This window comes from Marivita sp. (genome assembly GCF_051251565.1).
Classification (GTDB): Bacteria; Pseudomonadota; Alphaproteobacteria; order Rhodobacterales; family Rhodobacteraceae; genus Marivita.
The window spans coordinates 387,743-400,161 of record NZ_JBPOFB010000003.1 but is presented as its reverse complement, the minus strand read 5'-3'; the positions used below and the strand labels follow the sequence as shown (position 1 = coordinate 400,161).

Genomic DNA, 12,419 nt, shown 5'->3' with positions numbered 1-12,419 from the left:
TCCGGCCTGTCGGCCCATATCGAAACCAATGAAGCGAAGGACACGACATGGCTGACAACGACTTTCCCGGCTGGCATGGCACCACGATCATCGGCGTTCGCAAAGGCGGCAAGGTGGTGATTGCAGGTGATGGGCAGGTGAGCCTTGGTCAAACCGTAATTAAAGGCACCGCCCGCAAGGTCCGCCGCATTTCGCCCGGTGGGTATGACGTGGTTGCCGGATTTGCCGGGTCAACGGCGGATGCGTTCACCCTGTTGGAGCGGTTGGAGACCAAGCTGGAGGCGACACCCGGTCAGTTGCAGCGCGCGAGTGTTGAGCTTGCCAAGGACTGGCGCACAGACAAGTACCTGCAAAAGCTTGAGGCGATGTTGATCGTGTCGGACGGCAAAGACCTTTACGTCATCACCGGCGCGGGCGATGTTCTTGAGCCTGAGCATGACGTGACCGCAATTGGATCGGGTGGCAACTATGCCTTGGCTGCCGGGCGTGCGCTGATGAATGGCGATCTGGACGCGGAAGCCATTGCCCGCCGCGCGATGGCGATTGCCGCCGACATTTGTGTCTATACCAATGGCAATCTCACGGTTGAGACGATCAGCGCCTGACGCGCTGACCTGACTCCCGCATTTTATAAGGATACTCACATGACCGACCTCACCCCCCGCGAAATCGTGTCTGAACTGGACCGGTTCATCATTGGCCAGCAAGATGCGAAACGGGCCGTGGCTGTGGCCTTGCGGAACCGATGGCGGCGCAAGCAGTTGAGCGATGATCTGCGCGAAGAGGTGTATCCCAAGAATATCCTGATGATTGGCCCCACTGGCGTAGGCAAGACCGAGATCAGCCGCCGTCTGGCCAAGCTGGCCAAGGCGCCGTTCATCAAGGTTGAAGCCACCAAGTTTACCGAAGTGGGCTATGTTGGACGTGACGTGGAACAGATCATCCGTGATCTGGTAGATGCCGCGATTGCCATGACCCGCGACCTGATGCGCGAAGACGTCAAGGCGCGCGCACATGAGGCCGCCCAAGAGCGTGTGATTGACGCCATCACAGGCGACGGCGCGCGCGAAGGCACACGTGAGATGTTCCGCAAAAAGCTCAAGGATGGGTTGCTGGACGACACCATGATCGAGCTTGAGCTGATGGACACCTCAAGCCCATTTCCAACGATGGATATTCCCGGCCAGCCCAATATGGGCGGCGGCGGGATGATGAACCTTGGCGACCTGTTCGGCAAAGCGTTCTCGGGGCGGACCGTGCGCAAGCGAATGACGGTTGCCGAGAGCTATGAAACGCTGATCGCGGAAGAAGCGGACAAGCTGCTGGATGACGATCAGATCAAGGAACTCGCCCTGGAGGCGGTTGAACAGAACGGGATCGTGTTCCTCGACGAGATCGACAAGGTTGCGGCGCGGCAGGAAACTCGGGGCGGTGATGTGAGCCGCGAGGGCGTGCAGCGCGATTTGTTGCCGCTGATCGAAGGCACGACGGTCAGCACGAAACACGGGCCGGTCAAGACTGACCATATCCTGTTCATCGCATCCGGCGCGTTCCACATTGCGAAACCGTCGGATCTGTTGCCCGAATTGCAGGGCCGTTTGCCGATCCGGGTGACCTTGCGGGCGCTGACCGAAGAGGATTTTGTGCGTATTCTGACCGAAACGGACAATGCGTTGACGCTGCAATACACTGCCTTGATGGCGACAGAAGAGGTGACCGTGACCTTCACCGAAGACGGGATTGCGGCATTGGCCAAGATCGCGGCGGACGTGAACCAGAGTATTGAAAACATCGGTGCGCGGCGGCTTTACACGGTGATGGAGCGGGTGTTCGAAGATCTGAGCTTTGACGCCCCGGACAGAGGCGGCGATGCAGTGATTGTCAACGCAGCGTTTGTCGAAACCCACCTGGGCGAGTTGACCCGTTCCACCGACCTGAGCCGCTACGTGTTGTAATTCCGGGCAGAATCGGCCGGGGGTAAGATGGCTTTCATGCGCGCGGCAACGTGCGTATGTTAGCGCCATCACCCTGAACGAGGCGCTTATGAAACGGTCCCGCATCAACGACATTCTACGCGAAGGCGACGCATTCATCCGGTCTTTCGGCTATGTCTTGCCAGCCTTTGCCTACCTGTCGCCAGAAGCGCTGCGATCCAGTGATCACACCGAGATCAAGGCGCGACGCATGGGATGGGATATCACCGATTACGGCACCGAAACCTTCGATGATCTGGGCCTGTTCCTGTTCACCACGCGCAACGGGCTGAACGCGGATTTGGGCAAGACAAGCGCGATGCTTTATGCCGAAAAGATCATGATATCGCGCGAGCGTCAGCTAAGCCCGATGCACCGGCATGACCTGAAGGTCGAAGACATCATCAATAGAGGTGGGGGCACGTTGGTGATTGAACTGTTCATGGCGGATGCCGAAGGTGGGATCGACCGAACCACAGATGTGTCGGTTATGGTGGATGGCGTAATCCGCACCCTTCCAGCCGGAGGGCATCTCAAGCTTGATCCCGGCGCCTCTGTCACGCTTTTCCCAAACAACTGGCATGCATTTTGGGGCGAAGGCGGGGATGTTCTTATCGGTGAAGTTTCGACCGTGAATGATGATCTGACCGACAACATCTTTGAACAGCCGATTGGGCGGTTTTCAAACATAGAGGAAGACGAACCGCCCTTGCACCTGTTGGTGTCGGATTACGAGACGCATTTGTAAGCCAATGTCCCGACCGACAAATGAAAACGCCCCACCAATCTGATGGGGCGTTTCGGTGTTACAGTTGGTGGGGCTTAACCCATCCACCACCGTTCGGCCATACGACCGTTGTCCATCTGCCAGAGGTTGCCCACAGTTTCGGATGTGGCGATCTTGGTCGAGAGGGCCTGCACGTAGTTGGCAAACATCGGCAGAACCACGCCGCCGTCATCACGCAGGATTTCCTGCATCTCGAAATACATCTCGCGGCGCTTGTTGGAATCAAGCTCAGCACGGGCTTCGATCAGCAGGTCCTGGAAGCGGGGGCTGTCGTCACGATCCCACTGGCTGTCATTCCACGGCACACCGGCCTCATACGCGGTTGAGAACATCCAGTCCTCGGTCGCGCGACCAGACCAATAGCAGGCACACCATGCCTTTTTCAGCCAGACGTTTGACCAATACCCGTCCGCAGGTTCCTGCACCACGTTGATGTTGACCCCACCAGCCTTGGCCGATGCCTGATACAGCTGCGCCGCATCAACAGCGCCTTCGAACGCCGCGTTTGATGCGGACAGATCCACATCCAACGAATCCAAACCCGCCTCTTTCAGGTGGAACTTGGCACGATCAGGATCATACGTGATCTGTTCCATCTCGGAGTGGAAATATTGGTTGGCCGGACCAATCGGGGTGTCGTTGCCAACACGGCCGTGACCGAGCAGAATCTTGTCCACCATTTCCTGACGATTGACGCCGTATTTCAATGCTTTACGGACGTTCACATCGTTGAAAGGCGCGATGTTGGTCAACATCGGGAAGGTGTATTGCTGGTTGCCGGTGACTTCCTGAATGCGAACCATTGGGTTCGCTTTGAGAAGCGCTTCGGTCTTGAAGTCGATCCGGTTGATCGCATCAACCTGACCCGTCATGAGCGCATTCATCCGGGCCGTATTGTCGTTGATCGCGATATATTCGATCTCGTCAAACCAGCCGGCATTGCCGTCTTTGTAGTGGCCGTCCACGCGGCTGGCGACCATGCGGACACCCGGCTCAAAGGCTTCAACCTTGTAAAGGCCTGTGCCGATCCCCTTGGCAATGGCTTCTTCGATCTGGCCCGCGGGATAGATCAGCAGGTGATAGTCGGACATCAGATAAGGGAAATCCGCATTTCCTGCTTCTAGTGTGAACTGCACCTGATGATCGGTGATCTTTTTCATCTCGGTGATGGCGGCAACGATCGGCTGGGCAGCGGATTTTGCGCCTTCGGCAATATGAAGTTGAAGGGATTCGATCACGTCATCCGCGCCAAACGGCTTGCCGTTGTGGAAGGTCACGCCCTGACGCAGGTTGAACGTCCAAACTTTCGCGTCGGGGCTTGCATCCCAATCGGTGGCAAGTTCACCCGTCAGCGATCCATCGGCGTTCACCTCAGTCAGACTGTCAAACACCGCGCCTTGGGCACTGGCGATCATGTAGAGGTCGGAATGCGTTCGGCCATCCCAGCTGTCGGACGTGTTGGCACCGGACAAGCCCGCGCGTAGCCTGCCACCACGGCTGGCCTGTGCGCGAAGAGGCAGGCCACTGGCTGCCAGAACACCGGCGGCAGCACCGGATTGAAGAAGTCCACGTCTTGAAATGCGAGTCATTGTTGTCTCCCTGTGTTAACGAGCGGTCTAGAGCCGCCTGACAGTCCTTTATGGACCGATTCTCATGTCATCTTATCAACGGCTGCATCGCCTATGTTATCAACTCCACGTTCGTTGAGCAGATTCGTAAGCCAGTCTGGATCCATTTCGGGCACAGAGCTGAGCAAAAGGTCAGTATACGGATGGTGTGGCGGCACAAACATTTCAGTTTTGGGGCCCTGTTCCACAACCCTGCCTTCTTTCATCACCACAACTTCGTCAGCGATGGCTTTGACCGTCGCAAGATCATGAGTGATGAACATGTAGCTGAGTTTCAAATCATCTTGTAACCGCGCCAGCAGTTTGAGGATGCCTTCGGCCACCAATTGGTCAAGCGCACTGGTAACCTCATCGCAGATGATGAATTTAGGCTCTGCCGCCAAGGCGCGGGCAATTCCGATGCGCTGTTTCTGACCGCCCGAGAGTTCACTGGGCAGGCGATTGATATACTGATCCGCTGGCAATTCGATCTCGTCCAACAGCTCTTCCACGCGCTTACGTTTCGCCTTGCCCGTGAGGCCCATGTAGAACTGCACGGGACGGCCAATGATGTCTCCGATGGTCGTGCGCGGGTTCAGCGCGGTGTCAGCCATCTGGTAGATCATCTGGGCCTGACGTAGCTGATCCTTGTTGCGCTGTTTGTAGCTCGCAGGAAGCGATTGACCATCGAACTGGATCACACCCTGATTGGGCGGCAAAAGACCAGTGATGCACCGCGCCGTTGTTGATTTGCCAGACCCGGATTCCCCCACAACGGCGACCGTGCGGCCTTCGTGGATGTCAAAACTGACATCATGCAGGACGGGGATCTTGCCATAGGCAGCAGAGACATTCTGCACCGACACAACCGGGGTCGACTTTGTGTGCACAGCAGGCTTTTGCGGGCGTTCAAAGGCACGTACCGCCCAGAGACTTTTGGTATAGTCCTCGGTCGGATGCGACAGCATCGTGCGGGTGTCAGCCTCTTCGACCTCGTCCCCCTTCAGAAGGACTTTGATCCGGTCTGCCATCTGCGCGACGACAGCCAGATCATGGGTGATATAGATCGCGGCGGTGTCAAACTGTTCCACAATATCGCGGATCGAGGCGAGCACTTCGATCTGGGTGGTGACGTCCAGCGCGGTGGTTGGTTCGTCAAAGATGATGAGGTCAGGACGGCAAGACATCGCCATCGCCGTCATCGCACGCTGCAATTGCCCACCAGACACCTGGTGCGGATACCGGAACCCGATCTCTTCGGGGTTGGGCAGACGCAATCGGCGATACAGCTCTATTCCGTCTTCCACGCTTTCGGCGCGGCTCATGACGCCGTGCTGCACCGGGCCTTCGGTGTGCTGATCCATCAGTTTGTGCGCCGGGTTGAAACTCGCGGCGGCAGATTGCGCCACATAGGCGATGCGTTTGCCCAACAGCTCACGCTTTTGCGCAGCAGACGCGGCGATCAGGTCAATCCCGTCAAACATGACAGAGCCCTTGGAGATCCGAACGCCGTCGCGGGTAAAGCCCATCGTGGCAAGACCCAGCGTGGATTTGCCTGCGCCGGATTCCCCGATCAGGCCCAGCACTTCGCCCTTTTTCAGATCAAGGCTGACACCGTTGATGATTGGTGACCACGTCTCATCGCTGCGCCCTTCCATCCAGATATCGCGGATTTCAACAAGGTTGGTCATTCCTTCAACCCCGAGCTTTTGTGCAGCATCCAGTCGACCACGAAATTTACCCCAACGGTCAGCAACGCAATTGCGCCCGCCGCCAGCAGTGGCAACGCGGCTGTAAGGGGTGAGAACGCGGCAAAGTTGATGAACTGCGCCGAATCGCGCACCATCGTGCCCCAATCGGCCAGCGGTGGCTGAATACCGACACCCAGAAACGACAGCGACGCGATTGTAAGGAAAACAAAGCAAAACCGCAGACCGAATTCAGCCAGAAGCGGTGCCATCGCGTTGGGCAGGATTTCTTTGAAGATCAGATAGGACAGCCCTTCACCACGCAGTTTGGCCGCTTCGATATAATCCATAACCACGATGTTCAGACCCACGGCGCGGGCAAGGCGGAACACCCGCGTGCTGTCGATCACAGCGATGATCAGGATCATGTAAATGGTCAGCAGCCACCGTTCCGATCCGGCCCATGCGCTTGCGATTGTCATCAGCAACAGCGCAAAGATCAGCGATGGAATGGCCATCAACACATCCACCGTGCGGCTGAGTAGTTGGTCCAGCCAGCCCTGCAAGGTGGCTGCAAGAAAGCCAAGTGTTCCACCCAGAAAGAAGGCCAGACAGGTCGTGACAAAAGCAATGCCCACCGTGTTCTGTGCGCCATAGATCAACCGACTTAGCAGATCCCGGCCGATCTGGTCGGTGCCCAAAGGATGCAGCGGGTCGCCTCCAGTCGCGGGATTTCCACCGGGCAGGACGTTGACCTTGGCAAAAATCTCTTCCTGACCATGCGGCGCCAGCCAAACGGCAAAGATCGCAGTGACAGCATAGATGATCACGATCAACACACCAAAACTCGCCGTCAGGGGCATCTGGCGAAACAATTTCTTGCTGCCCACGGTGCCAACGGTCCGGCCCAGCGCACGAAACAGGTAGGCAGCGATGGCGCAAACGATGAAGAACTGCACCGCCCAGCGAAAGAACACGACCCCGGCATTGGGCGTACCCGCCTCGGTCACGGTGGGCTGGACGAAATACCAGACCGAGAACAGCAACAGGCTGGTTCCCAGAATATACCCAAAAGCGACGGCAAACGGCATATCACGGAACGTCGGTGCGTTGGCCGTTGCCTTTTGGCCGGCGAACCGAAACACCCATCCAAGGGCAGCAATGCCCAAAAGCAAAACGGCCAATGTCAGAAGCGTGTTCATTTCGGATGCCTCAGACGCGGGTTCGACAGGATCGACATGATATCCGCCGTCAGGTTCAGCAGAATATAGGCGGCGGCAAAGATCAGGCAGCAGGCCTGAACCACCGGGATGTCACGGATTTTCACGCTATCGACGAAAAGCTGCCCAATGCCGGGATAGACAAACACCACCTCGACCACGACCACCCCGGTGATGAGATACGCAAGGTTGAGCGCGATCACATTGATGATGGGCGCAAGCGCATTGGGCAGCGCGTGCTTTACGATCACGCGCATCGGTGACATCCCCTTGAGCCGCGCCATTTCGATATAGGGCGAGGCCAGCAGGTTGATGATCGCGGCGCGCGTCATCCGCATCATATGCGCCGTCACCACAAGGGTCAGCGTCAGCGCGGGCAACAGCGTTTTCTCAAGCCGTTCACCAAACGACATGCCTTCAAAGATGTTGGACAGCGATGGCAAGACAGGGTTCAGCACAGCCAGAAACAGGATCAGAACATAGGCCAGAAAAAACTCGGGCGACGAGATCGAGGTCAGCGTGGTGATATTGGTCGCCCGGTCAAACACCGAATTGCGAAACAATGCAGCCAGAATGCCCAGCGTGATCGAGACAGGCACCGCAATCGCCGCGGTCACAGCAGCAAGAAACATGGTGTTTTCGAACCGGGGCGCGATTTGCTGCGCCACCGTGGTGCGCACGCCACTGTCGGCACCGACAAAGCTGGCGAAGTTGGCCTGCGCAAAGGAATTGCCCAAATCGCCCTGAAGCGCGCCACCAAGCCATTGAAAATACCGCGTGATCGGCGGCTGATCGAGCCCAAGATCCCGGCGGATCGACGCAACTGCTTCGGGTGTTGCGCCTTGGCCCAGAATAGCCTGCGCAAAATCCCCGGGCAGCATGTTCACGGCTGTAAAGATAACGATTGAGACAACGAAGAGCGTCAAAAGCCCAAGCGCGAGACGCTGAAGAATGATGCGAATGACTGATTGCAACTTGTGGCTTAACCTTGGGTTTCGTGGCTTGCATACGTTACCAAGCGCGGGCGGTGTGTAAACACCTATTCCGGGCTAAAACTTAAGTCGTTGAAATTCCGTCCATAATTCTGACCAACTCCGCGCTGATGCCGGGTTCGGACAACGCATGACCAGCGTTCCGCACCATCCGCAGATCACAGTCGGGCCACGCTCGCGCCAATTCCCAGGCACGGACAGGCGGACAGATCATGTCATAACGCCCCTGAACGATCGCCCCCGGGATACCGGCAAGCCGATCAATGTTCTTGAGAATCCACCCGTCTTCCTCAAGAAAGCCGTTGTTGATGAAGTAGTGGTTTTCCAGCCGCGCAAAGGCGCGGGCGTAGTCGCCGGGCGATTCCCCACCAGACCCGCTGGAATAGACCGACGCCAGCGCGTTTTCCCATGCCGACCACGCCCGCGCGAACCGTGTTTCGGTGCGCAGATCGCCAGAAAACAGCCGCCGGTGATAGGCCCCGATCAAGTCGTCGCGTTCATCTTCGGGGATCAGATCGACAAAGCGCGCCCATGTTTCCGGCCAGAACTGCCCAGCGCCGCCGCCATAGAACCAGTCCAGCTCGGCTTTTGTCATGGTGAACACGCCCCGCAGAACAAGATGGCGCACGCGTTCCGGATGGCTGATGCCATAGATCAGGGCCAATGTGGCGCCCCAGCTTCCGCCGAAGACAATGAACGTCTCAATGTCCAGCGTTTCGCGGATCAGCTCGATGTCAGCGACCAGATCCCAGGTGGTGTTGTTGGTGACGCTGGCATGGGGCCGCGACCGGCCACAGCCGCGCTGATCGAACAGCACAACGCGAAACACCTTGGGATCAAAGTAGCGCCGCATCGACGGGCTACAGCCGCCTCCGGGGCCGCCATGCAGCACGATCACCGGAATTCCGTCTTCGGCACCGCATTGTTCGACATAGACATTGTGCCCATCCCCAACTGACAGCATGCGCTGGTCATACGGGTCGATAGGGGGATAAAGGTACTGCACTGCGCGCTTTTGGCTCGGGAATTTATCCATACCCAATCTATATTGGCAGCAAATACCAAAAGACCATGGGGAAATGTTCGATGACGGGCACGACAACTGTCGATCCATCTGAAATCGCCAAGTTCGAGGCCATGGCCGCCGAATGGTGGGACCCCAATGGCAAATTCAAGCCGTTGCACATGATGAACCCCATACGGCTGGACTACATCACCGCACAGATCGCTGCCGAATTTGACCGCGACCTGTCCCAATCACGCCCATTCGAGGGGCTGCGGCTCTTGGATGTTGGGTGCGGCGGTGGTTTGTTGTGTGAACCGATGGCACGGCTTGGGGCGTCCGTGCTGGGCATTGATGCCGGGGGCAGCAACATCCCCGTGGCGCAGGCTCATGCGCTGCAATCGGGGCTGATCATCGACTACCGCCACACCACAGCCGAGGCATTGGCCGACGCGGGTGAACAGTTCGATATCGTGCTGAGCATGGAAGTCATCGAACATGTGGCCGATCCTTTGGCGTTTCTCACGGCGTGTCGGGCCCTGCTCAAACCCGGTGGCCTGCATCTGTGTTCGACGATCAACCGCAACGCCAAAAGCTTTGCCGCCGCGATTGTAGGGGCAGAGTTCGTGATGCGCTGGTTGCCCAAGGGCACGCACGACTGGGCCAAGTTCATCACCCCGGACGAGCTTTATGCGCATCTGCGCAATGCGGGCCTTGATCCGGTGGACCGCAAAGGGTTTCTGTTCAATCCTGTGTCATGGAAATGGCGCCTGTCGGACCGTGACCTGAGCGTGAATTATGCCACCGTCGCGGTGAAACGAACCTAGCGCTGGCGGCTATCCCCGATTGTCCGGCTCTTCCAGCTTGACCCGCAATTCCCGAAGCACCGGGATTGCCGCGCGCACCTTGGCGTCGCCCAATTCCTGAACCATCTCGTTGATCAACGGCGCGATCGCCGCCACCGCCGCATCCCGCGCGGCCAGACCTGCCGGGCTGATCGATACTTGCTTGCGGCGCGCATCATCCCAATCGGGGCGGATATGCACATATCCCGCCGCCTCAAGCTTGCCCAACGTATTGGTCATCGCCCCACGGGTGACGTGAAACGCCTTGGCCAATTGTGCCGGCGTTTTTTCAGACCCACCCCGCGCCAATTGGTTCAACACCGAGAAATGCGAGATTTCCATCTTGTTGGGCAACACCCGAGTCAACCGGTTCCGCAACAACTGATCCGCCGTCAGAAGTTCGCTGAACAAGGAAATGGCAAGGGTGCTGCTGTCGCTCATGAGGGGCCAGAAAATTGTCTATCATGCTGTAAAGAGGGAATTTTATGTCGCGCTTTTGCCACGTCAGACAGGCTCAGGTCAACACAACACGCCCCGGGCCGCTGTCCGGCATCCAAAAGCACCTCGCCCCAGGGCGACACGACAAGTGAATGACCATGGGTTGTGCGGGGTTTGCCCGTGCTGACCCTGTGTTGGCCGACCTGTGCCGGGGCCAGAACGAAACACCCGGTTTCAATCGTCCGCGCCCGCAACAGCGGTTCCCAATGCATTGGCCCTGTCGCGGGCGAAAACGCCGCTGGCACCGTCAGGATATCCGCACCGGCCTGCGCCAACGCGCGGTGCAGGTACGGAAACCGCAGATCATAGCAGATCGTCATGCCGATCTTGCCAAAAGGCGTGGGAGCCAGAACAGCACGATCCCCCGGGGCAAACCCGGCAGATTCGCGGAAGGTTTCCGTCTCGGTCACCTGCACATCGAACATGTGCAGCTTGTCGTACCACGCCGCGATGTCGCCATTTGGGGCGATCAGGAACGACCGGTTGAGAAACCGCTCTTCCGGCGGGTCCGCCCTGAGCGCGAGCGACCCAATCAACAACCAAACGCCCAGACGCGCCGCATCGTTACGCAGACCCGCCAGTGTGGGATCGTCTTTCTGGTGGTGCAGGACGCTGCGCTGATGGCTACGGCTGTTGCTGATACAGTTCGTGACCTCGGGCGTCAGAACGAACCCGGCCCCATCCGACACCGCCCCTTGCATTAGGCCGGAGACCGTCCGCAGGTTATCCTGTGGATCATCGGACGAGGTGATCTGTAACAGCGCCACCCGCATCCGCGTCAGACCGCAAGCAGCGGATCAAGCTTGCCCGACCGGTCCATCGCAAACAGGTCATCGCACCCGCCAACATGTATGTCGCCGATAAAAATCTGCGGCACAGTCCGGCCACCATTGGCGCGCTGTATCATCTCGGGTTTGCGGTCCGGGTGTGCGAGCACGTCAATCTCGGTGAACGATGCGCCTTTTTGCGTCAACAAACGCTTGGCGGCATGACAAAATCCGCAGAGCGGAGACGTATAGATTTCGATGTTTTTCATGGCATTTTCCCTAACACGTTTGTCAGGGATTTAAGCCGCCTTTGCAACGCGCGCCAGAACCGTGACATAAATCTCTCGGCTCTGTGCACTTTGGCACGCCACGGCACAGGCCGCCAGCGTCGCACCAGAGGTCATCACGTCATCGACGAGCAGCACGGGACGGTCACGCAACAGCATCGCTTTGCGGGGGTTTGACCCAATCGCATCCGACAGTTCCGCAAAGCGGGCATCGCGCGATTTGCCGTCCAAAGATTGGGTGCGCCGCGTCCGGCACAGCGCATCGGGACAAAAGCCAAACCCGGTGCGCCGCGCAATCGCCTGTGCCAGCAGCGCAGATTGGTTGTAGCGACGGCGCAGCAACCGCCCAAGGTGAAGCGGCACGGGAACAACAATTGTATCGTCAGGCATGTTATGGGCCAGCGCGCCAACCATCCAATCCGCAGCGGTGTCGACAATGTCGTGCCGATCCCCATGTTTGAGGCCAAGAACCAGCCTGCGCGCCACCCCTTCATAGCGCAGCGGCGCCCGTCCTTTGACCCACGGACGCCCGATAGACAGGCAATCATCACAATACACCAAATCGTCGGACAGACCGGGCAACGGCACGCCACACAGGTCACACACAAGCCCGGTGATAAAGGGCGTTTCCTTGAAACAGGCCGCACACAGCCCGTTGTCCTGCTCCACCAGCCCGCCGCAAGCAAGGCAGCGCGGCGGATAAATCATGCGCAGCACGGTTTGCAATCCTGTCTGGAGCATCCTATTTCCCG

13 protein-coding genes are annotated in these 12,419 nt (G+C 58.2%); 4 read left to right on the top strand and 9 right to left on the bottom strand.

Translation table 11 applies throughout. The annotated features are described in order from the left end of the window. Nucleotides 1-47 precede the first annotated feature (47 nt). The 3 genes from hslV to ACSHXH_RS06525 all read left to right on the top strand — a co-directional run bounded on the left by hslV (nt 48) and on the right by ACSHXH_RS06525 (nt 2,721). Nucleotides 48-605: an ATP-dependent protease subunit HslV gene (gene hslV, locus ACSHXH_RS06535; protein ID WP_435670969.1), complete on the top strand. Its 558-nt coding sequence runs from the start codon at nt 48-50 to the stop codon at nt 603-605. Nucleotides 606-644: 39 nt separating this feature from the next. Beyond that, entirely contained in the window at nt 645-1,955 is a 1,311-nt protein-coding gene (gene hslU, locus ACSHXH_RS06530; protein ID WP_435670968.1) for an ATP-dependent protease ATPase subunit HslU, read from the top strand. A gap of 88 nt (nt 1,956-2,043) precedes the next feature. Further along, nucleotides 2,044-2,721, top strand: a complete 678-nt coding sequence (locus tag ACSHXH_RS06525) for a D-lyxose/D-mannose family sugar isomerase (protein ID WP_435670967.1) — start codon at nt 2,044-2,046, stop codon at nt 2,719-2,721. A 74-nt stretch (nt 2,722-2,795) separates the two neighbouring features. Here ACSHXH_RS06525 and ACSHXH_RS06520 read toward each other — a convergent pair whose 3' ends face one another. The 5 genes from ACSHXH_RS06520 to pip form a co-directional block, all read right to left on the bottom strand. Continuing rightward, nucleotides 2,796-4,349 carry an ABC transporter substrate-binding protein gene (locus ACSHXH_RS06520; protein ID WP_435670966.1) on the bottom strand — a complete coding sequence of 518 codons (1,554 nt, stop codon included), beginning with the start codon at nt 4,347-4,349 and terminating at the stop codon, nt 2,796-2,798. A 62-nt stretch (nt 4,350-4,411) separates the two neighbouring features. Further along, nucleotides 4,412-6,058, bottom strand: a complete 1,647-nt coding sequence (locus ACSHXH_RS06515; RefSeq protein WP_435670965.1) for an ABC transporter ATP-binding protein — start codon at nt 6,056-6,058, stop codon at nt 4,412-4,414. Continuing rightward, nucleotides 6,055-7,257 (bottom strand): ABC transporter permease, encoded by a 1,203-nt coding sequence (locus tag ACSHXH_RS06510; RefSeq protein WP_435670964.1) that lies wholly within the window; start codon nt 7,255-7,257, stop codon nt 6,055-6,057. Before ACSHXH_RS06510 ends, ACSHXH_RS06515 begins: the two co-directional genes overlap by 4 nt. Then, nucleotides 7,254-8,249: an ABC transporter permease gene (locus tag ACSHXH_RS06505; protein ID WP_435670963.1), complete on the bottom strand. Its 996-nt coding sequence runs from the start codon at nt 8,247-8,249 to the stop codon at nt 7,254-7,256. The genes ACSHXH_RS06510 and ACSHXH_RS06505 overlap by 4 nt, the downstream gene beginning before the upstream one ends. An 82-nt stretch (nt 8,250-8,331) precedes the next feature. Then, the gene (gene pip, locus ACSHXH_RS06500) at nt 8,332-9,303 is read right to left on the bottom strand and encodes a prolyl aminopeptidase (protein ID WP_435670962.1); all 972 of its coding nucleotides are present in this window, start codon (nt 9,301-9,303) and stop codon (nt 8,332-8,334) included. A gap of 50 nt (nt 9,304-9,353) precedes the next feature. Between pip and ubiG the strand changes: the two genes are divergently transcribed. Further along, nucleotides 9,354-10,097 (top strand): bifunctional 2-polyprenyl-6-hydroxyphenol methylase/3-demethylubiquinol 3-O-methyltransferase UbiG, encoded by a 744-nt coding sequence (ubiG, locus tag ACSHXH_RS06495; protein WP_435670961.1) that lies wholly within the window; start codon nt 9,354-9,356, stop codon nt 10,095-10,097. A 9-nt stretch (nt 10,098-10,106) separates the two neighbouring features. On the opposite strand, the gene ACSHXH_RS06490 is transcribed toward ubiG, so the two are convergent. Genes ACSHXH_RS06490 through ACSHXH_RS06475 form a run of 4 tightly spaced genes read right to left on the bottom strand, consistent with a single transcriptional unit; the run spans nt 10,107 to nt 12,408 of the window. Further along, nucleotides 10,107-10,556, bottom strand: coding sequence for a MarR family winged helix-turn-helix transcriptional regulator (locus ACSHXH_RS06490; protein ID WP_435670960.1), 450 nt, complete (start codon nt 10,554-10,556; stop codon nt 10,107-10,109). Next, on the bottom strand, nt 10,553-11,386 hold the full coding sequence (locus ACSHXH_RS06485; RefSeq protein ID WP_435670959.1) for a carbon-nitrogen hydrolase family protein: 834 nt from the start codon (nt 11,384-11,386) through the stop codon (nt 10,553-10,555). The genes ACSHXH_RS06490 and ACSHXH_RS06485 overlap by 4 nt, the downstream gene beginning before the upstream one ends. A 5-nt stretch (nt 11,387-11,391) precedes the next feature. Further along, nucleotides 11,392-11,649, bottom strand: coding sequence for a glutaredoxin 3 (grxC, locus tag ACSHXH_RS06480; protein ID WP_435670958.1), 258 nt, complete (start codon nt 11,647-11,649; stop codon nt 11,392-11,394). Between the two features lie 30 nt (nt 11,650-11,679). Continuing rightward, nucleotides 11,680-12,408 carry a ComF family protein gene (locus ACSHXH_RS06475; protein ID WP_435670957.1) on the bottom strand — a complete coding sequence of 243 codons (729 nt, stop codon included), beginning with the start codon at nt 12,406-12,408 and terminating at the stop codon, nt 11,680-11,682. Nucleotides 12,409-12,419: the final 11 nt, after the last annotated feature.

Bases quoted from the DNA above. Each gene is read 5' to 3' on its own strand.
- hslV (WP_435670969.1), top strand. From the start codon at position 48: ATGGCTGACAACGACTTTCCCGGCTGGCATGGCACCACGATCATCGGC.
- hslU (WP_435670968.1), top strand. From the start codon at position 645: ATGACCGACCTCACCCCCCGCGAAATCGTGTCTGAACTGGACCGGTTC.
- ACSHXH_RS06525 (WP_435670967.1), top strand. From the start codon at position 2,044: ATGAAACGGTCCCGCATCAACGACATTCTACGCGAAGGCGACGCATTC.
- ACSHXH_RS06520 (WP_435670966.1), bottom strand. From the start codon at position 4,349: ATGACTCGCATTTCAAGACGTGGACTTCTTCAATCCGGTGCTGCCGCC.
- ACSHXH_RS06515 (WP_435670965.1), bottom strand. From the start codon at position 6,058: ATGACCAACCTTGTTGAAATCCGCGATATCTGGATGGAAGGGCGCAGC.
- ACSHXH_RS06510 (WP_435670964.1), bottom strand. From the start codon at position 7,257: ATGAACACGCTTCTGACATTGGCCGTTTTGCTTTTGGGCATTGCTGCC.
- pip (WP_435670962.1), bottom strand. From the start codon at position 9,303: ATGGATAAATTCCCGAGCCAAAAGCGCGCAGTGCAGTACCTTTATCCC.
- ubiG (WP_435670961.1), top strand. From the start codon at position 9,354: ATGACGGGCACGACAACTGTCGATCCATCTGAAATCGCCAAGTTCGAG.
- ACSHXH_RS06490 (WP_435670960.1), bottom strand. From the start codon at position 10,556: ATGAGCGACAGCAGCACCCTTGCCATTTCCTTGTTCAGCGAACTTCTG.
- ACSHXH_RS06485 (WP_435670959.1), bottom strand. From the start codon at position 11,386: ATGCGGGTGGCGCTGTTACAGATCACCTCGTCCGATGATCCACAGGAT.
- grxC (WP_435670958.1), bottom strand. From the start codon at position 11,649: ATGAAAAACATCGAAATCTATACGTCTCCGCTCTGCGGATTTTGTCAT.
- ACSHXH_RS06475 (WP_435670957.1), bottom strand. From the start codon at position 12,408: ATGCTCCAGACAGGATTGCAAACCGTGCTGCGCATGATTTATCCGCCG.